Consider the following 23,231-nt stretch of genomic DNA (forward strand, 5'->3'; position numbering starts at 1 on the left):
TCAATGCTCCCGGCTTTCGAAGTCGATGCGCGGATCGACAAAGGTGTAGGTGAGGTCGCCGATCAATTTCACCACCAGTCCCAACAAAGTGAAGATGAAAAGCGTGCCAAAAACCACCGGGTAATCGCGATTGATCGCCGACTCGAAACTCATCAGCCCGAGGCCGTCGAGGGAGAAGATCACCTCTACCAGCAACGAGCCAGTGAAGAAGATGCCGATAAACGCCGACGGGAACCCGGCGATCACCAGCAGCATGGCGTTGCGGAACACATGGCCGTAGAGCACGCGGTGATTGGTCAAGCCCTTGGCCTTGGCGGTGACCACGTATTGTTTGTTGATTTCGTCGAGAAAGCTGTTCTTGGTCAGCAGGGTCATGGTCGCGAAGTTGCCGATCACCAGCGCCGTCACCGGCAATGCCAGGTGCCAGAAGTAATCGAGCACCTTGCCGCCCATGCTCAATTCGTCGAAGTTGTTGGAGGTCAGCCCTCTGAGCGGGAACCAGTCAAAATAGCTGCCGCCGGCGAACACCACGATCAGCAGGATGGCGAACAGGAACGCCGGGATTGCGTAACCGACAATGATTGCCGAACTGGTCCAGACGTCGAAGTGGCTGCCGTGTCGCGTGGCCTTGGCGATCCCCAGCGGGATCGACACCAGGTACATGATCAGCGTGCTCCACAGCCCGAGGGAGATCGACACCGGCATCTTTTCCTTGATCAGGTCGATGACCTTGGCGTCGCGGAAGAAGCTGTCACCGAAATCCAGGGTGGCGTAGTTCTTGATCATGATCCACAAGCGTTCCGGCGCCGATTTATCGAAGCCGTACATGTGCTCGATTTCCTTGACCAGCATCGGGTCCAGGCCCTGGGCACCGCGATAGGCGGAGCCCGCCACCGAGACTTCGGCACCGCCACCGGCAATGCGGCTGGTGGCCCCTTCGAAGCCTTCGAGCTTGGCGATCATCTGCTCCACCGGCCCGCCGGGGGCGGCCTGGATGATCACAAAGTTGATCAGCAAAATGCCGAGCAAGGTCGGGATGATCAGCAGCAGTCGCCGAAAAATATACGCCAGCATCTGATTACTCCGTGCCCGCAGGGTCGGCTTGCAGTTTGGTTTCGACTTCTACCGCAGGTTTGGCATCGGGCTTGACCCACCAGGTGTTGATGCCGATGTCGTACTTGGGGGAGATTTTCGGGTGGCCGATGTGGTTCCAGTACGCCACGCGCCAAGTCTTGATGTGCCAGTTGGGGATCACGTAATAGCCCCATTGCAGCACGCGGTCCAGCGCGCGTGCATGGGCCACCAGGCTTTTGCGCGAATCGGCGTTGATCAGTTGCTCGACCAACTGGTCCACCACCGGGTCTTTCAGGCCCATGGAGTTGCGGCTGCCGGGTTTGTCGGCGGCGGCGGACATCCAGAACTCGCGTTGCTCGTTGCCCGGCGAGTTGGACTGCGGGAAGCTGCCGACGATCATGTCGAAGTCCCGTGAACGCACACGGTTGATGTACTGCGAGACGTCGACCCGGCGGATCACCAGGTCAATCCCCAAGTCGCTCATGTTGCGCTTGAACGGCAGCAGCACCCGCTCGAATTCGGTCTGGGCCAACAGGAACTCGATGGTCACCGGTTTGCCCTTGGCGTCGACCATCTTGTCATCGACGATCCGCCAGCCCGCCTCTTGCAGCAGTTGATAGGCTTTGCGCTGCTGGGCGCGGATCATGCCGCTGGCGTCGGTCATTGGGTTCTGGAACGCCTCGCTGAACACCTGCTCGGGGATCTTGCCGCGGAACGGGTCGAGGATCGCCAATTGATCGGCGTCCGGCAGGCCGCTGGCAGCCATTTCCGAATTCTCGAAATAACTGCGGGTGCGCACGTAGGCGCCGTTGAACAGTTGTTTGTTGGTCCATTCGAAGTCCAGCAACAGGGTCAGGGCCTGGCGCACGCGCACATCCTGGAACACCGGGCGGCGCAGGTTGAATACAAAGCCTTGCATGCCAGTGGGGTTGCCGTTGGGGATCTGCTCCTTGATCAACCGGCCCTCGGTGACGGCCGGAATGTTGTAGGCGTTGGCCCAGTTCTTTGCTGCCATTTCGAGCCAGTAATCGAACTGCCCGGCCTTGAGCGCTTCCAGGGCCACGGTGTTGTCGCGGTAGTAGTCGGTGGTCATCACGTCGAAGTTGTAGAACCCGCGGTTGGCCGGCAGGTCCTTTCCCCAGTAATCCTTGACCCGCTCATAGCGCACCGAACGCCCGGCCTTGACTTCGCTGACCTTGTACGGGCCGCTGCCCAACGGCATTTCCAGGTTGCCCTTGGTGAAATCGCGCGTCGCCCACCAATGCTTGGGCAGCACCGGCAACTGGCCGAGGATCAGCGGCAGTTCACGGTTGTTGTTGTGTTTGAACTTGAACAGTACCGTCAGCGGATCTTCAGCGACCACTTCCTCGACATCGCTGTAGTAACCGCGGTACAGCGGCGCGCCGTCCTTGATCAGGGTCTGGAAGCTGAACACCACGTCCTCGGCGCGCATCGGATGCCCATCGTGGAAGCGCGCTTCGGGGCGCAGGTAGAAACGCACCCAGCTGTTGTCCGGGGCTTTTTCGATCTTGCTGGCGACCAGGCCGTACTCGGTGAACGGTTCATCCAGGCCCTGTTTGGCCAGGGTGTCGTAGATCATGCTGATGTCGTCGGCCGCGACACCCTTGTTGATGAAGGGATTGAGGCTGTCAAAGCCGCCGAAACCGGCCTGACGGAAGATCCCGCCCTTGGGCGCCTCGGGGTTCACGTAATCGAAATGTTTGAAGTCGGCCGGGTATTTCGGCGGCTCGTTGTACAGGGTCAGGGCATGTTGCGGGGCGGCACAGGCCAGCCCGGCGAACAACAGACCGCTGGCCTGCAAGAGCAGGGCGCGTATGGGTTTCATCGATCTTTCTCCGAAGATTTCAGCCACCACGCGCTCAGGCCCAACGTGTAGGGCGGCGTGGTGACGAAGGCGAACCGGTTGCGGTAGGCCAGGCGGTGATAATTGAGATACCAGTTGGGAATGATGTAGTGCTGCCACAGCAACACCCGGTCCAGGGCCTTGCCGGCGGCGACCTGTTCATCGCGGGTCTGGGCGGCGAGCAATTGTTCGAGTAAATGGTCGACCACCGGATTGGCAATACCGGCGTAGTTTTTGCTGCCCTTGACCCCGACCTGGCTGGAATGGAAGTACTGCCATTGTTCCAGGCCCGGGCTGAGCGTCTGGTTGAGGGTCATCAGGATCATGTCGAAATCGAACTGATCGAGGCGTTGCTTGTACTGGGCGCGATCAACCGTACGCAGCCGGGCATCGATGCCGATGCTGGCGAGGTTCTCGACGTAAGGCTGAAGGATGCGTTCCAGGTTCGGGTTGACCAGCAGGATCTCCAAACGCAACGGTTGGCCTGCGGCGTTCTGAACGTGCTGGCCACTGAGCTTCCAGCCGGCCTCGGCAAGCAGGCCCAAGGCCTTGCGCATGGTTTCCCGGGGGATGCCGCGCCCTTGGGTCTGCTGCAGGCTGAACGGCTCGGTGAAGAGCTTGGCGGGCAACTGCTCGCGATACGGCGTGAGCATCAGCCATTCATGGCCGACCGGAAGGCCAGTCGCGGAGAATTCGCTGTTGGGGTAGTAGCTCATGGCGCGTTTGTAGGCGCCGCTGAACAGGGTGCGATTGGTCCACTCGAAGTCGAACATCAGGCCCAGCGCTTCACGGACTTTGGTCTCGGAGAAGGCCGGGCGCCGGGTGTTCATGAACAGCCCCTGGCTCTGGGTCGGGATCTGATGCGGTATTTGCGCCTTGATGACGTCGCCGCGTCGCACCGCCGGGAAGCTGTAGCCGTTTTCCCAGTTCTTCGCCTGGTGCTCGATATAGATGTCGAATTCGCCGGCCTTGAAGGCTTCGAACGCGACGTCGCTGTCACGGTAGAACTCGACTTCCATGCGGTCGAAGTTGTATTTGCCGCGATTGACCGGCAAGTCCTTGCCCCAGTAGTCCTTGACCCGCTCGAAAATGATCCGCCGTCCTGGCTCTACCGACGTGATTCGATATGGCCCACTACCCAGCGGCGGTTCGAAGGTGGTGGCCTTGAAGTCGCGACCTTTCCAGTAATGCTGGGGCAGCACCGGCAATTCGCCCAGGCGCAGGATCAGCAACGGATTGCCGGCGCGCTTGAAGACGAAACGAATGCGCTGCGGATTGAGGATGTCGACCCGCGACACTTCCTGGAGGTTGGTGCGGTATTGCGGATGGCCTTCCTTGAGCAACAAACGGTAGGAGAACGCCACGTCATAGGCGGTAATCGGCGTGCCATCGTGGAAACGCGCTTCGGGGCGCAGATTGAACACTACCCAGCTGCGGTCTTCGCTGTATTCCACCGATTGTGCGATCAGGCCATAGCTGGAGGTCGGTTCATCGCCGGACGGCGCGTACTGGCCGGTGCCGACCATCAACGGTTCGTTGAGCTCGTTGATGCCGTATTGCAGGAAATTCGGCGTGGAAACCGGGCTTGAACCCTTGAAGGTGTAGGGGTTGAGCGTATCGAAGGTGCCAAACGCCATCACCCGCAACGTACCGCCCTTGGGCGCTTGCGGGTTGACCCAGTCGAAGTGGGTAAATCTGGCCGGGTACTTGAGCGTGCCGAATTGCGCATAACCATGGCTTTCGCTGATCGTCGCGCTTGCGGGGGAGCTCAAGGCCAGGCTGATCAGGAGCAGGAGGAGGGGACGCTTCAAGTCAGGGATCCGATCCAGGCGGCTTGGGCTTTGTGGCCCGTACAGTAACAGCTTGTATCGACAGGAAAAAGACGGGACTTAATGCGGGGTTAATTGCTGGCGCGATGGGCCGATAGGGCGCAGAAACTGTGGGAGCGAGCTTGCTCGCGATAGCGGACTGACAGGCAACATGCGTGTTGAATGTAAAACTGCTATCGCGAGCAAGCTCGCTCCCACTAGGATTTCGGTGTATTGGGGTAAGTATCCTCGCCACAAAAACCTCAAATAGCAGGCCAAAAAAAGCCCCTGAAATCAGGGGCTCATTTTAGTGCGGCGAAGCCACCGTCAGCATCTGCCCAGGCTTCAGCGCCTGGCCAACACGTGGGTTCCAGCGCTTGAGGTGTTGCATTTCAACATTGAAACGTTTGGCAACCATATACAGCGAATCGCCTTGCTGGACCTTGTATTGGGTCTGCGGCTTTTCCTTGACTGCTTTGCTGTTGGTTTTGCTGTTCGCCGCCACGACCGTGTTGACGCGACTACCGCTACGCTTGGTGGTGTCCTGCATCACCAGGGTCTGGCCAACCTTGAGGTTCTTGCCGGTCATCTTGTTCCAGCGCTGTAAGTCCTTGATGTCGACCTTGTTGGCCTTGGCGATGGCCGCCAGGTTGTCCCCGCGTTTAACGCGGTAAGCGCGTTTGAGACTGGCGAGTTCGGAGTCGTCCGAGCCTTCGAATACCGGCTTGAGCGGCTTCTTGCTGATCAACTCTTCAGGACGCATGGTCGACAGGCTGGCCGTCAAAAGTTGCGCCTTGGACGTTGGCACCAGCAAATGCTGGGGGCCATCGATGGTGGTGCGCTGCTTGAAGGCCGGGTTGAGCTGGAACAGTTCGTCTTCGTCGATGTTAGCCACCGCGGCGACCTTGGACAGGTCCATGCGCTGGTTGATTTCGACGACCTGGAAGTACGGTTCGTTGGCGATCGGGTTCAGGTTCACGCCGTAGGCTTCAGGTGCCAGCACCACTTGCGACAAGGCCAGCAGCTTCGGCACGTAGGCCTGGGTTTCGGCCGGCAGCGGCAGGTTCCAGTAATCGGTCGGCAAACCGAGCCTTTCGTTACGCTCGATGGCCCGGCTGACGGTGCCTTCGCCGGCGTTGTACGCCGCCAGGGCCAGCAGCCAGTCACCGTTGAACATGTCGTGCAGGCGGGTCAGGTAATCCATGGCCGCGGTGGTCGAGGCGGTGATATCGCGACGGCCATCATAGAAACGGGTTTGACGCAGGTTGAAGTAACGCCCGGTGGAAGGGATGAATTGCCACAAGCCAACCGCGTCGGCCCGGGAATAGGCCATCGGGTTGTAGGCGCTTTCAATCACTGGCAGCAGCGCCAGTTCCAGCGGCATGTTGCGTTCTTCAAGGCGTTCGACGATGTAGTGAATGTAGAGGCTGCCGCGTTCGCCAGCGTTTTCGAGGAAGGACGGGTTGCTGGCGAACCACAGGCGCTGTTGCTCGATGCGCGGGTTGACACCCAGGTTGTCCTGCAACTGGAAGCCCTGGCGCATGCGCTCCCAGACATCTTGCGGAATTTGCGGCGTCGGTTTTTCGCTGAGCCAGATAGGCTTCTGTTTGGCTCGGGCGGCGATATTCGGAGTGTGTGTCGCTTCGGTCTGCGGCACATGGCTTGAGCAGCCCGCCAGAGTGGCGGACACAGCCACCGCGATGGCTTGAGCCAATCGGGTCAATGCGTCTGAATTGATGGCTTTACGAATAGATGACGACATTGGCTGGAAGTAAGTTCCGGGCAAAAATGTCGGGCGATTCTAGAAAGCGCACCCCCTGCGGTCAACCATTCAGAATTTTTGTACCAACAGGTAGCCAGCTTAGAACTTATCTTTCCAAGCCCGCAAGGCAGCAAAAACCGCACTCGGAGCACGGTTTTGGGTTCCATTCCGTTCGTCCACTTTTTCTTTAACGGATGTTTCGTCGACACGTAAAAACGGGTTGGTAAGCTTTTCAAGCGCCAGAGTAGAGGGCAGCGTCATGATTCCTGCTTCACGTTGTTCGGTGACTTTTTCCAGACGTGCGGTGGTGTCCGGATTGCCTGGTTCGACCGCTGCGGCAAACTTCAGGTTGCTCAGGGTGTATTCGTGAGTGCAGTAGACCAGCGTATCCTCAGGCAGCGCGGCAAGGCGGGTCAGAGAGGTATGCATTTGCTCCGGCGTGCCTTCGAACAAGCGCCCGCAACCGGCGGCAAACAGGGTGTCACCGCAGAACAGCAAACCATGATGGTAATAGGCGATATGCCCCAAGGTATGGCCGGGGACGGCAAAGACATCGAAGTCCCAGCCCAGCACGCTGACGCGGTCGTTGTCCTTGAGGGCCACGTCCCGGAGCGGGATGGTTTCGCTGGCCGGACCGTAGACTGTCGCGTCTGTCGCTTTTTTCAGCTGCTCGACGCCGCCGACGTGGTCATGATGATGGTGAGTGATCAAAATATCACTCAACACCCAACCCGGATGCGCTGCGAGCCAGGCCTGCACCGGCGCGGCATCGCCCGGATCGACCACTGCGCAGCGCTGGGTGCGGTGGTCTTGTAACAACCAGATGTAGTTGTCGGTGAAGGCGGGCAGGGCACTGATCTGTATCATCGTCGGATTCGCCAAGCGGAAAACAATGGCGCATCTTAGAACTTCCTGGCGCGTTGGAGAATGCAATGGCCGATAAAGCGTTCGCTCAGGCTGATCCTGAATGGCTGACATTGATCAGCGCGGCCCGAGAATGGCTGTCCGGCCCCATCGGGCAATTTCTGCTGGACGAAGAACGTCGCATGCTCGAAGACGAGTTGGGACGGTTCTTCGGTGGCTACCTGGTGCATTACGGTCCGTCGGCCCAAACGCCGCCGTCGGCGCCGCAAGTCCAGCGCAATGTGCGGCTCGGCGCGCCATTGCCGGGTGTCGAGATCGTCTGCGAAGAGCAGGCGTGGCCTTTAAGCGAGCATGCCGCCGACGTGGTGGTGTTGCAGCATGGGCTGGATTTCTGCCTGTCGCCCCACGGCCTGCTGCGCGAAGCGGCGAGCAGCGTGCGGCCCGGCGGGCATCTGCTGATCGTCGGGATCAACCCCTGGAGCACCTGGGGCTTGCGTCACGTTTTTGCTCACGACGCCTTGCGCAAGGCTCGCTGCATCTCCCCATCGCGAGTCGGTGACTGGTTGAACCTGCTGGGCTTCGCGCTGGAGAAACGCCGCTTCGGATGCTATCGTCCGCCGCTTGCGTCACCCGCCTGGCAGGCTCGTCTGGCCGGTTGGGAGCGCAAGGCCGGTGACTGGCAACTGTCGGGTGGCGGCTTCTATTTATTGGTTGCGCGCAAGATCGTGGTGGGCCTGCGGCCCGTCCGTCAGGAGCGGCGCGAACCGATGGGCAAGCTGATTCCATTGCCAATGGCCAAGGTCAATCGTCGCCGCATCGATCCGTAATACACTTTTTATTTTCCCGGCCGGGTTTGCCCCGGCCTCGGGCATCGTCGATCACCGATCGGCGAGCCACCGCATTTTCTGGATAGATTGGCATGAGCGATAGCGTAGAACTCTTCACTGACGGCGCCTGTAAAGGCAATCCTGGCCCTGGCGGCTGGGGCGCGTTGCTGGTGTGCAAGGGCATTGAAAAAGAACTGTGGGGCGGCGAAGCCAACACCACCAATAACCGCATGGAGTTGATGGGCGCGATCCGTGGCCTTGAAGAACTCAAGCGCTCCTGCGACGTGCTGCTGGTCACCGACTCGCAGTATGTGATGAAAGGCATCAACGAGTGGATGGACAACTGGAAGAAACGCGGCTGGAAAACCGCCGCGAAAGAACCGGTAAAAAACGCTGATCTGTGGAAGTTGCTGGATGAGCAGGTCAATCGCCACAACGTCACCTGGAAATGGGTGCGTGGCCACATCGGTCACCATGGCAACGAACGCGCCGACCAATTGGCCAACCGTGGCGTGGATGAAGTGCGCGGTTACAAACAAGCCTGACTGCTGAATCCCCTGTAGGGCTGTGTAGGAGCTGTCGAGTGCAACGAGGCTGCGATCTTTTGACTTTGTTTTTTAAAGACAAGATCAAAAGATCGCAGCCTCGTTGCACTCGACAGCTCCTACAGGGGCCGTGTTCACGGCATCAAGACGCCAGTCACCTGGCGGCACGGCGTGTTAACATCGCCGCTTTTGCACGAATGACCCGTTGAGAGCTGAGCACTGATGGCCACCAGATCCGTTGTACTCGATACCGAAACCACCGGCATGCCGGTGACCGACGGCCACCGGATTATCGAAATCGGTTGTGTCGAGTTGATCGGTCGGCGCCTGACGGGCCGGCATTTCCACGTTTACCTGCAACCGGACCGCGAGAGTGATGAAGGCGCCATTGGCGTCCACGGCATCACCAACGAATTTTTGGTCGGCAAGCCGCGCTTCACTGAAGTGGCCGATGAATTCTTTGAATTCATCAAGGGTGCGCAGCTGATCATCCATAACGCGGCGTTCGACGTTGGCTTCATCAACAACGAATTCGCCCTGATGGGCCAGCACGATCGTGCGGACATCACGCAGCACTGCTCGATCCTCGACACCCTGATGATGGCCCGGGAACGTCACCCGGGGCAGCGCAACAGCCTCGACGCCTTGTGCAAACGCTATGGCGTCGACAACTCCGGTCGTGAACTGCACGGCGCCTTGCTCGACTCCGAGATCCTCGCCGACGTTTACCTGACCATGACGGGCGGCCAGACCAGCCTGTCCCTGGCTGGTAATGCTTCCGACGGCAACGGTTCCGGGGAAGGTGCGGACAACTCCGCCACCGAGATCCGCCGCCTGCCGGTCGATCGTCAACCGACGCGGATTATCCGTGCCAGCGAAGATGACCTGGCCCGACACGTGGCACGCCTGGAAGCCATCGCCAAATCCGCCGGCGCGGCGTCACTCTGGCAACAACTGGCCGAGGCCAAGGCTCAAGCCTGATTTTCTCGCCACACAATGGTGCGCCCGATGACCTCCTTCGGGGCACCGCACTCGCCACATGCGCTCGAACCCTCTACCCTGAGGTGATTGGCGGACCACGGTCTGCCGCCTCAGGATACTGAGCCCCATGTATAAAGATTTGAAATTCCCGGTCCTGATCGTCCATCGCGACATCAAGGCCGACACCGTCGCCGGTGATCGCGTGCGTGGCATCGCCCGGGAGCTGGAGCAGGAAGGCTTCAGCATTGTCTCGGCGGTGGATTACACCGAAGGGCGTCTGGTTGCCTCGACCCATCACGGTCTTTCCTGCATGTTGATTGCGGCCGAAGACGCCAGTACCCACTCTCATCTATTGCACAACATGGCCGAGCTGATCGGCCTGGCGCGGGTGCGTGCGCCCGACTTGCCGATCTTCGCGCTGGGTGAGCAGGTGACCCTGGAGAACGCTCCGGCCGACGCCATGGCTGAACTCAATCAACTGCGCGGGATTCTTTATCTGTTCGAAGACACCGTGCCTTTTCTGGCCAGGCAGGTCGCTCGAGCGGCACGCAAATATCTGGATGGTCTGCTGCCGCCGTTTTTCAAAGCGCTGGTGCAGCACACGGCCGACTCCAATTATTCCTGGCACACTCCCGGCCATGGCGGCGGCGTGGCGTACCACAAGAGCCCGGTGGGCCAGGCGTTTCACCAGTTCTTCGGGGAAAATACCCTGCGATCCGATTTGTCGGTGTCGGTTCCGGAACTCGGTTCCTTGCTCGATCACACCGGTCCGCTGGCAGAAGCCGAGGCCCGTGCTGCCCGCAATTTCGGCGCCGATCACACCTTCTTCGTGATCAATGGCACCTCGACCGCCAACAAAATCGTCTGGCATTCGATGGTCGCTCGCGATGACTTGGTGTTGGTGGATCGCAACTGCCACAAGTCGATATTGCACTCGATCATCATGACCGGCGCCATTCCGCTGTACCTGTGCCCGGAGCGCAATGAGCTGGGGATCATCGGTCCGATTCCCTTGAGCGAATTCAGCCGCGAATCGATTCAGGCCAAGATCGACGCCAGTCCGCTGACCAAGGGCCGGGCGCCCAAGGTCAAGTTGGCGGTGGTGACCAATTCGACGTACGACGGCCTCTGCTACAACGCTGAGCTGATCAAGCAGCAACTGGGCAACAGCGTCGAGGTCCTGCACTTCGATGAGGCCTGGTACGCCTACGCGGCGTTTCACGAGTTCTTCGCCGGGCGTTACGGCATGGGCACTTCCCGCAGTGAAGACGGCCCGCTGGTGTTCACCACCCATTCCACCCACAAACTGCTGGCGGCGTTTAGCCAGGCATCGATGATTCACGTCCAGGACGGCGGCGCGCGGCAGCTGGATCGGGATCGCTTCAATGAAGCATTCATGATGCACATCTCCACCTCGCCGCAGTACAGCATCATCGCGTCGCTGGATGTGGCGTCGGCCATGATGGAAGGCCCGGCCGGGCGTTCGCTGTTGCAGGAAATGTTCGACGAAGCGCTGAGTTTCCGCCGGGCGCTGGCCAATTTGCGCCAGCACATCGCCGCTGACGATTGGTGGTTTTCCATCTGGCAACCGCCGTCGGTGGAGGGCATCAACCGTGTGGTCACCGACGACTGGCTGCTGCAACCCGATGCTGACTGGCACGGCTTTGGCGGTGTGACCGACGATTACGTGCTGCTTGATCCGATCAAGGTCACGTTGGTGATGCCGGGTCTGACGGCAGGCGGCGCCCTCAGCGAGCGCGGGATTCCGGCGGCGGTGGTCAGCAAATTCCTTTGGGAGCGTGGGTTGGTCGTTGAAAAGACCGGGCTGTATTCGTTCCTGGTGCTGTTCTCCATGGGCATCACCAAGGGTAAATGGAGCACGCTGCTGACCGAGTTGCTGGAGTTCAAGCGCAGCTACGATGCCAATGTCAGCCTCGCTACTTGCCTGCCGTGCGTGGCGCAAGAGAATGTCGCGCGCTATCAGGGCATGGGTTTGCGCGATCTGTGCGATCAATTGCACGCCTGCTACCGCAGCAATGCCACGGCCAAACACCTCAAGCGCATGTACACGGTGCTGCCGGAAATCGCCATGAAGCCGTCTGACGCCTATGATCAATTAGTGCGTGGCGAGGTTGAAGCGGTGTCGATCGATGCTCTGGATGGGCGGATCGCCGCTGTCATGCTGGTGCCGTACCCGCCGGGTATTCCGTTGATCATGCCCGGCGAGCGCTTTACCGAGTCGACGCGCTCGATCATCGATTACCTGGCATTTGCGCGCACGTTCGATAGCAGCTTCCCGGGGTTTGTCGCTGATGTGCACGGATTGCAACACGAAGACGAGGGCAATGGACGGCATTACACCGTTGATTGCATCAAGGAATGAGGACCTTTCCCAGTATGCAACCGATCATGAATCCGAAATACCCAGGGCTGTCGGTGCGCGTTGCCGACGATGGTTTTGCAGCCTACATCTGGGGCAGTGATTTCAGTTTTGAAGTCGCGGCCTACGGCGCAGCCGAAATCGGCAAACCGGTGGAGCAGTGGCCGGTGACGCCGATCACGCCCTATCGCAAGTGCTACGGCATTGACCCCGAAGAGTTCAGCAGTTTCCGCGATGCCGCTGACAGCGCGATTTTCATGGCTTATCTCGATGATGAGCCCGTGGGTCACCTGGTGGTCAGTACCAACTGGAACGGCTTTGCCCATATCGACGAGTTGGCGGTGCATGCGCCAGCGCGTCGTCATGGCGTGGCCAAGGCGTTGCTGGATGTGGCGCAGTTCTGGAGCCGCAAAAAGAAACTGCCGGGCATCATGCTCGAAACCCAGAACAACAACCTGGGAGCCTGCCTGCTCTATGAGCGCCGCGGTTACGTCTTGGGCGGAATCGATCATCTGCGTTATCGCGGAATCGATCCGAACACCGCCGAAGTGGCGCTGTTCTGGTATCGATTGTTCGATAATCCGCTGGAAGCGCCGCTTAGTTCGCCAACATCGCCACGGCTTGTTCCGTGATGATGCCCAGCAATGCCTGAACCGCTGGCGATGGCTCGCCGTTGTTGAGGGTCAAGGCATACAGGCTGATCGGCACGGCCGGCGCCAGCGGGCAAGCATCCAGCCCGGCCGATTTGGCCCCGAGGGCGGTGAAAGGGTCGACGATGGCCAGGCCTTCACCGGCCTCGACCATGCTGCGCATCATCTGGTGAGTCTGTACCCGGGTCTGAATGACCGGGGCAGGGCGCAGAGCATGCAGCTTGTTTTCCAGCGCCGGGCTCAGCGGATCATGACCTTCCAGGCCAACCATCGATTGGCCGGCCAGGTCCTGCAGCGCGATGTACTTTTGTTTGGGTTGCAACCAGCCGTGGGGCGCGAGCAACTGAAGTTTGCCTTGGGCAATCATCTGGCAATTAATGTCGGCGTGATCGGGGTCATGCAGGCTCAGGCCCAGATCGCTTTCGCGCAGCAGCAGGTTTCTGACGATTTCGCGAGTCGGTTGGCTCAGAAGGGTGCAAGGCGCGTCAGGAAGGCGTCGGCGCAGGGCGGCAATGCTCTGTGGCAATAGCTGCTGTGCCAGGGGCGGCGTGCAGACGATTCGCAAGGGCGGAGCCTGATATTGCTTGAGGCTGTTGGCCAGCCGCTGGACCGGCTCGAGCGCTTCATAGACGTGGGCGATCTGGACCTGCAACTCCCGCGCCTCGCGCGTAGCCTGCAAGCGTCCACGCACGCTGGAAAACAGCATGAAACCCAACTGATCCTCGGCGTCGCGCAGAATCCCTTCGACTTCGGCCACAGGCAACTGCAGCCATTCGGCGGCGGTGCCCAGGTGACCGGTCTGCAGGAGCGCCTGGATCACTTCGATATGACGTAAACGCATGCGTGAAGTCCATGTTCAGCAGGTGAGGGAGTCAGTGGCTGAATCCTATCTCAAGTGCGCGCATATGACTTCTGCTCATAACACGGGGGTTATGACGCGACGTTGGTTTCCGGCCGGCTGCCGACATAGGTGTCGGGCTCGCGCACGATAGTGACGTCCGATTGCACCAGCAAAAACTGGTTGTCATCGAGCTTTTTAACGCGATCGCCAATGGCCAGCTTATAAGTGGTAACAGGCACCGAGCCAGTGAGGCCGTCTGCCGACGGGGTGGATTCCTGGAACTCATGCACGGAATAAACGCGGCCTTCCGCGTCTCTTGCATGGAACTGACCGACGAGTACTGCTGCCATCTGCTTAGAACCTCTGGGGATAAATCACTCAATTTGCGGCTCTGTAGACCGTGGTTGGGCGAGGTAAGTTTTCCTACAGGAAAAAAATAGTCAGGGGCGGCGTTTTTCAGTCGCCCACTGGTTGAATCGTCATCTATAACTACAGGCTCTTTCCATCGACAGTCGAGAATCTTCCATGAGCAACGTCTATAAGATCGCAGTACTGGTCGGCAGCTTGAGAAAGGAATCGATCAATCGCAAGGTGGCGCTGGCCCTGGCCGAGCTAGCGCCTGCCAATCTCAAACTGGTTATCGTCGAAATCGGCGATCTGCCGCTCTACAACGAGGACATCGATGGCGCTTCACCGCCGGCAGCCTACAGCACTTTCCGGCAACAAGTGAGCTCATCCGACGCGGTGCTGTTCGTGACCCCCGAATACAACCGTTCGGTGCCTGCGCCGATGAAGAACGCGATCGATGTGGGTTCGCGTCCCTATGGCAAGAGTGCCTGGAGCGGCAAGGCCGGAGCGGTGATCAGTGCTTCGCCGGGCGCTATCGGTGGTTTTGGCGCCAACCATCACCTACGCCAGTCCATGGTGTTTCTGGATGTGCCGTGCATGCAGCAACCGGAAGCCTATCTGAGCGGCGCCGGTTCAGCGTTCGACGAGGCAGGTAACCTGTCCGAGTCGCTAAAACCGTTTTTGCAAAAATTCATCAATGCCTATGGGCAATGGGTCGAGCAGCATAAAAAGCAATGACGCTCATTTAGCCACGGAGCCGGCCACAGATCATCGATTCGATCTCCAGCAGCCATGCGGCGGTTTGCGCCGCCGCAGGTTGTGCGCTGACGCAATAACGGCGCCCGCCCCAAGCCGTGATTAGCCAGGCATCAATGGTTGTTTCTGAAGGGCATACGGGTAAATCGGTACAGGCTGCGAAGGCTTCGCGCCACTTCTGCGACAGCTCCTGGAACACTCGCCGATGGTGTTTGGGTTCGGCGATCTGGTGTTCAAGGGTCATCAGTTCATAGTCGAACAACGGTTGCCTGGCCTCGACCGGGTCACAGGTCAGGCGTATCAGACGGTTGGTCCGGGTCTGCCAATCCAGATCCGTGGGCTGTACGACCTGTTCATCCACCTGCTGCAACAGGTGCTCCAGGCAATGTCGGACGTAACCTGACAGCAAGGCTTCCTTGCTCGGGAAGTAATCGTACAACGTGCCAATGGCGACGCCTGCTTCCAGGGCCACCGCACGCGTGGTCAACCCCGACCAGCCGTCGCGCTGCCAAATCCGAACAAATGCTTCGTAAATCGCCTCTACGGTGAAAATCGCCCGAGCCTGGCTCGGCCGTTTCAGCGGCTTTGCGCGGGGATTGAGGGTGGGCGCGATGCCCTTGGTGTTTCCGAACCCGCTCTTCATTGGCTGCCACTACTCTGGTGCTACCCGCCATTCACTCGCAGCAGGAGTCTGAAAGATGCAAAGTCCGAGCACGGTAACACGGCTGATCACCCGCAAAAACGCCCTTGACCAAAGCCGAATCGAGCAGGAGCAACGTAGCCTGATTCCGGCTGCCGGCGAGGTGATTTTCAAGATCGACCGGTGCGCGTTGACCACCAACAACATTACCTACGCGGCCTATGGCAATTCGATGAACTACTGGGAATTCTTTCCTACAGGGTTGGCGGAATGGGGACACGTCCCGGCGTGGGGTTTTGCCGATGTTGTGGCGTCTGATGTGGCCGGTATCAAAGTCGGGGAGCGTTTCTACGGGTATTTTCCGATTGCCAGCCATCTGTGGATGCGCCCGGAACGGGTCACCGAGCGTGGTTTCTATGACGCCGCCGAGCATCGGCAGGCACTGACGTCGGCTTACAATCAATACACCCGTTGCAGTTGGGATTCGTACTACAGCCCAGAAACCGAAAACCTGCAGATATTGCTCAAACCGCTGTTCCTGACCTCGTCGATGCTGGCGGATTTCCTGCAGGACAAGCAGTTCTTTGGCGCGTCCTGGCTGGTGTTCTCCAGCGCGTCGAGTAAAACCGCCTATGGCACGGCGGTCTGCCTGGAAAATCACCCTGACCTGGAGCGGGTGGCGCTGACCTCGACCGGCAACAAGGCGTTTGTCGAGAAGCTCGGTTGTTATGAGCGAACGGTGGCCTACGCAGAACTGGCGAGCCTGGCCAATGACCGCCCTACGTTGTATGTGGATTTTTCCGGCGGCCTGGATTTACGTGATCAGGTCCACCAGCATTTTGCCGGGCAGTTGGTTTACAGCTGCTTCGCTGGTTCTGCGCAAAGCACCGATGAGGCTCGATTGACGGCCATTGAAGGTCCGCAACCAGTGTTCTTTTTTGCGCCGATCCAGATCCGCAAGCGCAATACCGAGTGGGGGGCGGAAGGAGTCAGTCAGCATATTGGTGAGGGTTTGCAGCGTTTCTACCGGCAATTGACGGCGGCTGATAAACCATTGCTGGAAGTGGTCGAGAGCAAAGGCTATGAAGCCGCGCAGAGCGTGATTTCCAGGCTGTTCCATGGCCAGATCGCGCCGATCGAGGGTCATGTGATCCGGCTATAGCACACCGATCTGTCGTAGCAGCTGCCGAGCCCGCGAGGCTGCGTTCGGCGACGAAGTCGTCGTAAACCCTGCGAACGCGGTATTCCTGGGACACCGCAGTGCCTGATTTCACGACGACTGCGTCGCCGAACGCTGCCTCGCAGGCTCGGCAGCTGCTACATCGAGCCCGGTGCGTTGAGGGGGAGGCAGCAAGTTTGGGCTTTACTCCGCTCGTGTGTTGCGGCTGAATCGCGGTTTGCTTTTCCGACAAGGCTGCACTGCATGCTGACCGCATCGTTGATTTTCCTGCTGACCATCACCTTGGTGATCTGGCAGCCAAAAGGCCTTGGCGTCGGCTGGAGTGCGGTATTCGGCGCGGTACTTGCGCTGATTTTCGGGGTCGTACACCTGAGCGATATCCCGATGGTGTGGCAGATTATCTGGAACGCCACCGGGACCTTTGTCGCGCTAATTGTCATCAGTCTGTTGCTGGACGAGGCGGGGTTCTTCGCCTGGGCGGCGCTGCACGTCGCCCGTTGGGGGCGGGGCAGCGGACGCAAGCTGTTTGCTTATATGGTGCTGCTCGGTGCGTTGGTCTCGGCGTTGTTCGCCAACGACGGGGCAGCGCTGATTCTCACACCCATCGTGATTTCCATGCTGCTGGCGTTGCGCTTTTCCCCGGCGGCGACCCTGGCGTTCGTCATGGGCGCCGGTTTCATCGCTGACACGGCGAGTCTGCCGTTGGTGGTGTCGAACCTGGTGAACATCGTTTCCGCGGACTTCTTCCATATCAGTTTCAACCGTTACGCGGCGGTGATGATCCCGGTCAACCTGGTGAGTGTCGCGGCAACCCTGGCGATGTTGATGTGGTTTTTCCGTCGTGACATTCCCAAGGATTACGACCCCGAGCAACTGGCGCATCCGGCTTCTGCGATCCACGACAGCGCCACGTTTTATGCCGGTTGGGCCGTGTTGGTGATTCTGCTGCTCGGCTGCTTCGCGCTGGAACCGCTGGGGATTCCGATCAGTGCCATTTCTGCGGTGTGCGCGGCGTTGCTGCTGGCCATTGCCGCCCGAGGTCACAAGATTTCCACGCGCAAAGTCATCAAAGAAGCGCCGTGGCATATCGTGATTTTCTCGCTGGGCATGTACCTGGTGGTCTATGGCCTGCGCAACGCCGGGCTCACGGGGTATCTGGCCGGATGGCTGGATGGTTTTGCCGGTTACGGCGTGTGGGGCGCGGCCATGGGCACGGGCGTGCTGACGGCGCTGCTGTCGTCGATGATGAACAATCTGCCGACGGTGCTGATCGGTTTGCTGTCGATCGATGCCAGCCAGGCGACCGGGGTGGTGAAGGACGCGATGATCTACGCCAACGTCATCGGCAGTGACCTGGGGCCGAAGATTACGCCGATCGGCAGCCTGGCGACGTTGCTGTGGTTGCATGTGCTGGAGCGCAAGAGCATTCGGATCGGCTGGGGGTATTACTTCAAGGTCGGGATTGTGCTGACGGTGCCGGTGTTGTTGGTGACGTTGGCGGCGCTGGCATTGCGGTTATCGGTTTAGACCGCGTCGGCTCCTTCGCGAGCAAGCTCGCTCCCACAGGGATCTTCGCCAAAAGGAGATCAAATGTGGGAGCGAGCTTGGTCCGGGCGGCGTTCCGACGATAGGGCCAGCCCAGACGCTAAAAGACTCAACCACTGCCAGGAACGTTAGGCCAAAGATCCGCCACCAGAAACAGCCGTTCGGCTTCTTCCCAATCGCCCTGGGTGTTTTCTGTGAGTCGCACCAGCAACTGCGCCGGGGCCAGTGGTTCCAGATCGCTGAGCCAGGCATTCAGCTGTTCAGTGCTCCAGGTCTGCTCCACCGGATAGTGCGCCGGCGCCAGCCAGGCGTGGCGGGGCAGGGGTTGCCAGCGACCGAACGGGCGTTGCACGACAAAGTCTGCCCAGTCCTTCTGGTGCAGCCAGCTACCGCGTAAATGCTGGGGATGTGCACCATTCGGTGGCTCGGCCGGTCCCGGCCACGGATACAGCAAATAGCCGCCCAGCCACAAATGTGCACTGAACTGCTGGATATCCAGCGCCGCCAATACTTCGCGGCTCTCCGGGCGCGCCGAAATCGGCAATTGATGCTGCGTCAGATGGGCCAGTTTGCGGTCCAGCCGATCGTGGCAACCGGGGCCGAGCCACTGCGCCGTGTCGTGTCCGTCGCCATTTTGCGGGCCAAGGTAAAGTTTGATCGCCAGTTCCAGATGATGCACGCCGTCACGATCGCGCAGCAGCATGTCCAGCTCGCCCAGCGTGTGGCCTTCGCGGCGGATCGGCATGTTGGCGGCAATCAGGTCGATACCCGGCGCGTGCTGCACGGCGTATTGCCAGAGGCGTTCGTAGTACAAGCCCAGTCGCCGGGTCCGGGCCTGCGCCAACCAGTGCAGCAAGTCATAACTGTCGTGATCGAGTTGCCGCAGCCACCGTTCCAGCTGCTCCGGCGCTTGTACCCAATCACTGCCGGTCAGTGGGTGACGCTGCGGCCACGTCGTGACGCCAAGCATCGGCGGCGCGAGGATGACCCATGCCAGGTCGCGCACTTCGGGGTGGCGCAACTGGTGGGGTAACTGCAGCAAATCGGGAAATAGGATCATCTTGCGAGCATAGCCTCAATCGTGAGTACACCGTTGTGGCTGAAAGGATTTTGTCTATCCCGCGCTTTCGCCCATAATCGTGTTTTTCGCCGCCGCTGACCCGTAGGGTCTGTTGACGCTTGGTGGCGAGCCGCGTTGCTGGGCCAACGTGTGCGAGGCAAGGCGCGGGATGCCGCCAATGGCTGTTTCCTTGGCAAATCCCGCAACGCGGCCGCCACCAAGCGTCAACAGACCCTAACTTTAGGAGCCCCATGGAGCAATTTCGTAATATCGGCATCATCGGTCGCCTGGGCAGTTCTCAGGTGCTGGATACCGTTCGCCGACTGAAACGGTTTCTGCTCGATCGTCACCTGCACGTGATCCTCGAAGACACCATCGCCGAAGTGCTGCCGGGGCATGGCTTGCAAACTTCGTCGCGCAAGATGCTCGGCGAAGTGTGTGACATGGTGATTGTGGTCGGTGGTGACGGCAGCCTGTTGGGCGCCGCGCGGGCATTGGCCCGACACAATATTCCGGTGCTCGGCATCAACCGTGGCAGCCTGGGCTTCCTGACCGATATTCGCCCCGATGAACTGGAAGTCAAAGTCGCCGAGGTGCTCGACGGCCACTATCTGGTGGAAAATCGCTTCCTGCTGCAAGCCGAAGTTCGTCGTCACGCCGAGGCCATTGGTCAGGGCGACGCGCTGAACGACGTGGTGCTGCACCCCGGCAAGTCGACGCGGATGATCGAGTTCGAACTGTACATCGACGGCCAGTTCGTCTGCAGCCAGAAGGCCGACGGCCTGATCGTCGCTACGCCCACCGGTTCGACCGCCTACGCGCTGTCGGCGGGCGGGCCGATCATGCATCCCAAGCTTGACGCTATTGTGATTGTGCCGATGTACCCCCATACCTTGTCGGGCAGGCCGATCGTGGTCGATGGCAACAGTGAGCTGAAAATCGTCGTGTCCAAAGATATGCAGATCTACCCGCAAGTCTCCTGTGACGGGCAGAACCACTTCACCTGCGCGCCGGGTGACACCATCACCATCAGCAAGAAGGCCCAGAAGCTGCGGCTGATACACCCGCTCGACCACAACTACTATGAAGTCTGCCGGACCAAACTCGGCTGGGGCAGCAAGTTGGGTGGTGGAGGCGACTGATGCTCGATCCCGCGCGAAGCTACGACCTGATCGGTGACGTGCACGGTTGCGCTCTGACCCTTGAGCACTTGCTCGACCGGCTCGGTTACCAAAAACACGCTGGCGTCTGGCGGCATCCGTCGCGCATGGCGGTGTTCGTCGGCGACATCATCGACCGCGGCCCGCGGATTCGCGAAGCGCTGCACATCGTTCACGACATGGTCGAAGCGGGTCAGGCGCTGTGCATCATGGGCAACCATGAATTCAACGCCCTCGGCTGGAGCACGCCGGCGCCTCCGGGCAGCGGCAAGCAGTTCGTGCGCGAACACACCCCGCGCCATGCCCGTTTGCTGAACGAAACCCTGACCCAATTCGAAGACCATCCGGCTGACTGGCATGACTTCCTGCAATGGTTCTATGAGATGCCATTGTTCGTCGATGCCGGGCGATTCCGGGTGGTGCATGCCTGCTGGGACGCGGGGCTGATCGAACCGCTGCGAGTCCTGTTCCCCAACGGGTGCGTCGATGAGCACTTTCTCCAGGCCTCCGCGGTGCCGGGCAGTTTCGCCTGCACCGTGTTCGACCGCCTGCTACGCGGCACTGACATGCGCTTGCCTCATGGTCTGACAATGACCAGCGGCGATGGCCTGACGCGTTCGTTCTTCCGCACCAAGTTCTGGGAAGACGACCCGCAAACCTACGGAGACATTGTGTTCCAGCCTGACGCCTTGCCCGAACCCGTGGCCCGGACGCCGCTGTCGTCCACTGAAAAAAACACCTTGCTGCGCTATGGCGTCGACGAGCCACTGTTGTTCGTGGGCCATTACTGGCGCAGCGGCAAACCGGTGCCGATCCGGCCGAACCTGGCCTGCCTGGATTACAGCGCAGTGCTCTACGGCAAACTGGTCGCCTACCGGCTGGACCAGGAAACCCGTCTCGACCCGCACAAATTTGTCTGGGTCGATGTCGAGCGGCCGGAGGTGCTGCGATGAGTGCCGTTGCCGTTTTGCGGCTGCCGCTGGCGGTGGACTTGAGCGGGTTCGTCAAACTGTTGCAGCGCATGCAGGTGCCGCATCGGGTCAGCGAAGAGGCGGGTGAGCAAGTGCTATGGGTGCCGGCCAACATCAGCGAAGACGTGCGCTCGTTGTACGAACGCTACCCGGCCGGTGATCCCGATCAACAGCTGGACATTCCTGTGGCGCAAACCATAAAGCGCCCAAGTTTCGTCGAGCAACTGCGCCACGCCAAGGCGACAGCGTTCGTGTTGCTGCTGAGCCTGCTTGTCGGCGCGGTGACGCTGCTGGGCGAAAACCTCGACACGATGCGCTGGCTGACCTTCCTCGATTACCGCATTGTCGGCGAGTACATCCACTTTGTGCCCTTGGCTGACAGCCTGGCGGCGGGGCAATGGTGGCGTCTGGTGACACCGATGCTGATCCACTTCGGCATCCTGCACCTGGCCATGAACGGCATGTGGTACTGGGAACTGGGGCGACGCATCGAGTCGCGCCAGGGCAGCATCAACCTGATTGGCCTGACGTTGCTCTTCAGTCTGGTGTCCAACTACGCCCAATATTATTTCAGTGGCCCGACCCTGTTTGGCGGGTTGTCCGGCGTGCTCTATGGCCTGCTCGGGCATTGCTGGATTTTCCAGATGATTTCGCCGAACCGTGCTTATAGCCTGCCGCGTGGCGTGCTGGTGATGATGCTGGTGTGGCTATTGCTGTGCCTGTCCGGGCTGGTCTCGATGATCGGCTTCGGTGAAATTGCCAATGCGGCCCACGTCGGCGGGTTGCTCGTCGGATGCTTGACCGGCTTGTTGGGTGGTTTGTACAACCGCCGTAAACTGGCCGCCTAAAACTGTTATGTATTAAAGAGCGCGGAGCCCTTGATGTCCTCTTTTAACGAAATGATCAACAATATCACCCCTGATATCTACCAGAGCCTGAAACTGGCGGTGGAAATCGGTAAATGGTCCGACGGTGGCAAACTCACCGCCGAACAACGCGAACTGTCGCTGCAAGCGATGATCGCCTGGGAAATCCAGAACCTGCCCGAAGACCATCGCACCGGTTACATGGGCGTGCAGGAGTGCGGCTCGAAGTCGATCGAAGTGCCGAATATCCTGTTCAAATCGGATGCCGTACATTGATCGAGATTGGCCGCGGTGCAATCAGCAAAATGTCGGCGCGCCTTGACGGGCCGAACGTGCAGTACGCGTTTCTTCTGGACGACGTCGAGGTGCCGGTCAATCCCTTGATCGGGACCACGGTGCGCCTGGAATACCTGGGGGCGATTCACTGCACCCATTGTGGACGCAAGACCAAAACCAGTTTCAGCCAGGGTTACTGCTACCCGTGCATGACCAAACTGGCCCAATGCGATATCTGCATCATGAGCCCGGAGCGTTGCCACTACGACGCTGGCACCTGCCGTGAGCCAGAGTGGGGCGAGAAGTTCTGCATGACGGATCACATTGTGTATCTGTCCAACTCTTCGGGGGTGAAGGTCGGGATTACCCGCGCCACCCAGCTGCCGACCCGCTGGATCGATCAGGGCGCCCGTCAGGCCTTGCCGATCATGCGCGTCTCGACCCGTCAACAGTCGGGCTTCGTCGAGGACCTGTTCCGCAGTCAGGTGGCGGACAAGACCAACTGGCGTGCTTTACTCAAGGGCGATGCGGTGTCGGTCGACCTGGCGCAGGTTCGTGATCAGCTGTTCGACAGCTGCGCCGAAGGATTGCAAGGTTTACAGGAACGATTCGGCCTACAGGCGATCCAGACTATTGCCGATGTAGAAACGCTCGAAATCCGCTATCCGGTCGAGCAATACCCGGCCAAGATCGTCAGCTTCAACCTGGACAAGAATCCGATCGCCGAAGGCACGCTGTTGGGAATCAAGGGCCAGTACCTGATTTTCGACACCGGCGTAATCAATATTCGTAAATACACGGCCTACCAGCTCGCCGTGCATCAGTAAGGACTC

The 23,231-nt window shown here is 59.8% G+C and carries 22 protein-coding genes; 13 read left to right on the forward strand and 9 right to left on the reverse strand.

Annotated features, from left to right (window positions below):
• The 5 genes from ACMXYH_RS14120 to gloB form a co-directional block, all read right to left on the reverse strand.
• Positions 1-1,074: a microcin C ABC transporter permease YejB gene (locus tag ACMXYH_RS14120; protein ID WP_415767452.1), complete on the reverse strand. Its 1,074-nt coding sequence runs from the start codon at positions 1,072-1,074 to the stop codon at positions 1-3.
• A gap of 4 nt (positions 1,075-1,078) precedes the next feature.
• Complete coding sequence (locus ACMXYH_RS14125) at positions 1,079-2,920, reverse strand: extracellular solute-binding protein (RefSeq protein ID WP_415767453.1); 1,842 nt, start codon at positions 2,918-2,920, stop codon at positions 1,079-1,081.
• A complete protein-coding gene (locus tag ACMXYH_RS14130; RefSeq protein WP_415767454.1) occupies positions 2,917-4,749 on the reverse strand; it encodes an extracellular solute-binding protein in 1,833 nt (610 codons plus the stop codon). Before ACMXYH_RS14130 ends, ACMXYH_RS14125 begins: the two co-directional genes overlap by 4 nt.
• 304 nt (positions 4,750-5,053) lie before the next feature.
• Positions 5,054-6,508: a transglycosylase SLT domain-containing protein gene (locus tag ACMXYH_RS14135; protein ID WP_415767455.1), complete on the reverse strand. Its 1,455-nt coding sequence runs from the start codon at positions 6,506-6,508 to the stop codon at positions 5,054-5,056.
• 99 nt (positions 6,509-6,607) lie between these two features.
• Positions 6,608-7,375 carry a hydroxyacylglutathione hydrolase gene (gene gloB, locus ACMXYH_RS14140; protein ID WP_347805458.1) on the reverse strand — a complete coding sequence of 256 codons (768 nt, stop codon included), beginning with the start codon at positions 7,373-7,375 and terminating at the stop codon, positions 6,608-6,610.
• Positions 7,376-7,440: 65 nt separating this feature from the next.
• Between gloB and ACMXYH_RS14145 the strand changes: the two genes are divergently transcribed.
• From ACMXYH_RS14145 to ACMXYH_RS14165, 5 genes are all read left to right on the forward strand, one after another.
• Complete coding sequence (locus ACMXYH_RS14145) at positions 7,441-8,199, forward strand: methyltransferase domain-containing protein (RefSeq protein WP_415767456.1); 759 nt, start codon at positions 7,441-7,443, stop codon at positions 8,197-8,199.
• Between the two features lie 92 nt (positions 8,200-8,291).
• The gene (rnhA, locus tag ACMXYH_RS14150; RefSeq protein ID WP_008152099.1) at positions 8,292-8,744 is read left to right on the forward strand and encodes a ribonuclease HI; all 453 of its coding nucleotides are present in this window, start codon (positions 8,292-8,294) and stop codon (positions 8,742-8,744) included.
• 222 nt (positions 8,745-8,966) lie between these two features.
• Positions 8,967-9,725 (forward strand): DNA polymerase III subunit epsilon, encoded by a 759-nt coding sequence (gene dnaQ, locus ACMXYH_RS14155; RefSeq protein ID WP_129444580.1) that lies wholly within the window; start codon positions 8,967-8,969, stop codon positions 9,723-9,725.
• A 127-nt stretch (positions 9,726-9,852) separates the two neighbouring features.
• Positions 9,853-12,108, forward strand: a complete 2,256-nt coding sequence (locus ACMXYH_RS14160) for an Orn/Lys/Arg decarboxylase N-terminal domain-containing protein (RefSeq protein WP_129444578.1) — start codon at positions 9,853-9,855, stop codon at positions 12,106-12,108.
• Positions 12,109-12,122: 14 nt separating this feature from the next.
• A complete protein-coding gene (locus ACMXYH_RS14165; protein WP_129444576.1) occupies positions 12,123-12,737 on the forward strand; it encodes a GNAT family N-acetyltransferase in 615 nt (204 codons plus the stop codon).
• On the opposite strand, the gene ACMXYH_RS14170 is transcribed toward ACMXYH_RS14165, so the two are convergent.
• Together ACMXYH_RS14170 and ACMXYH_RS14175 are read right to left on the reverse strand one after the other, a co-directional pair.
• On the reverse strand, positions 12,703-13,596 hold the full coding sequence (locus tag ACMXYH_RS14170; RefSeq protein WP_415767457.1) for a LysR substrate-binding domain-containing protein: 894 nt from the start codon (positions 13,594-13,596) through the stop codon (positions 12,703-12,705). The two genes, ACMXYH_RS14165 and ACMXYH_RS14170, sit on opposite strands and share 35 nt — an antisense overlap.
• An 89-nt stretch (positions 13,597-13,685) precedes the next feature.
• Positions 13,686-13,946, reverse strand: coding sequence for a hypothetical protein (locus ACMXYH_RS14175; protein ID WP_046048837.1), 261 nt, complete (start codon positions 13,944-13,946; stop codon positions 13,686-13,688).
• Positions 13,947-14,121: 175 nt separating this feature from the next.
• Between ACMXYH_RS14175 and ACMXYH_RS14180 the strand changes: the two genes are divergently transcribed.
• Positions 14,122-14,682, forward strand: coding sequence for an NADPH-dependent FMN reductase (locus ACMXYH_RS14180; RefSeq protein ID WP_129444572.1), 561 nt, complete (start codon positions 14,122-14,124; stop codon positions 14,680-14,682).
• A gap of 7 nt (positions 14,683-14,689) precedes the next feature.
• Here the strand turns inward: ACMXYH_RS14180 and ACMXYH_RS14185 are convergent, their stop codons facing one another.
• Positions 14,690-15,343, reverse strand: coding sequence for a TetR/AcrR family transcriptional regulator (locus ACMXYH_RS14185; RefSeq protein ID WP_415767458.1), 654 nt, complete (start codon positions 15,341-15,343; stop codon positions 14,690-14,692).
• Between the two features lie 55 nt (positions 15,344-15,398).
• Between ACMXYH_RS14185 and ACMXYH_RS14190 the strand changes: the two genes are divergently transcribed.
• Positions 15,399-16,502 (forward strand): DUF2855 family protein, encoded by a 1,104-nt coding sequence (locus tag ACMXYH_RS14190; RefSeq protein ID WP_415767459.1) that lies wholly within the window; start codon positions 15,399-15,401, stop codon positions 16,500-16,502.
• A 261-nt stretch (positions 16,503-16,763) separates the two neighbouring features.
• Positions 16,764-18,047 carry an arsenic transporter gene (locus ACMXYH_RS14195; RefSeq protein ID WP_134421608.1) on the forward strand — a complete coding sequence of 428 codons (1,284 nt, stop codon included), beginning with the start codon at positions 16,764-16,766 and terminating at the stop codon, positions 18,045-18,047.
• Between the two features lie 127 nt (positions 18,048-18,174).
• Here ACMXYH_RS14195 and ACMXYH_RS14200 read toward each other — a convergent pair whose 3' ends face one another.
• Entirely contained in the window at positions 18,175-19,125 is a 951-nt protein-coding gene (locus tag ACMXYH_RS14200) for a DUF1853 family protein (protein ID WP_129444564.1), read from the reverse strand.
• A 251-nt stretch (positions 19,126-19,376) separates the two neighbouring features.
• Here ACMXYH_RS14200 and ACMXYH_RS14205 point away from each other — a divergent pair, with 251 nt between their 5' ends.
• From ACMXYH_RS14205 to ACMXYH_RS14225, 5 genes are read left to right on the forward strand one after another with little or no spacing between them, the layout of a single operon-like run.
• On the forward strand, positions 19,377-20,267 hold the full coding sequence (locus tag ACMXYH_RS14205) for an NAD(+) kinase (RefSeq protein ID WP_007906781.1): 891 nt from the start codon (positions 19,377-19,379) through the stop codon (positions 20,265-20,267).
• A complete protein-coding gene (locus ACMXYH_RS14210) occupies positions 20,264-21,238 on the forward strand; it encodes a metallophosphoesterase (protein WP_415767697.1) in 975 nt (324 codons plus the stop codon). Before ACMXYH_RS14205 ends, ACMXYH_RS14210 begins: the two co-directional genes overlap by 4 nt.
• Positions 21,235-22,104 carry a rhomboid family intramembrane serine protease gene (locus ACMXYH_RS14215; RefSeq protein ID WP_134421606.1) on the forward strand — a complete coding sequence of 290 codons (870 nt, stop codon included), beginning with the start codon at positions 21,235-21,237 and terminating at the stop codon, positions 22,102-22,104. The genes ACMXYH_RS14210 and ACMXYH_RS14215 overlap by 4 nt, the downstream gene beginning before the upstream one ends.
• A 33-nt stretch (positions 22,105-22,137) precedes the next feature.
• Positions 22,138-22,398: a YeaC family protein gene (locus tag ACMXYH_RS14220; protein WP_129444558.1), complete on the forward strand. Its 261-nt coding sequence runs from the start codon at positions 22,138-22,140 to the stop codon at positions 22,396-22,398.
• Positions 22,395-23,225, forward strand: coding sequence for a DUF2797 domain-containing protein (locus ACMXYH_RS14225; protein WP_415767460.1), 831 nt, complete (start codon positions 22,395-22,397; stop codon positions 23,223-23,225). Before ACMXYH_RS14220 ends, ACMXYH_RS14225 begins: the two co-directional genes overlap by 4 nt.
• The last annotated feature ends 6 nt before the right edge of the window (positions 23,226-23,231 follow it).

This window comes from Pseudomonas frigoris (assembly GCF_047758635.1).
Lineage (GTDB): Bacteria > Pseudomonadota > Gammaproteobacteria > Pseudomonadales > Pseudomonadaceae > Aquipseudomonas > Aquipseudomonas frigoris.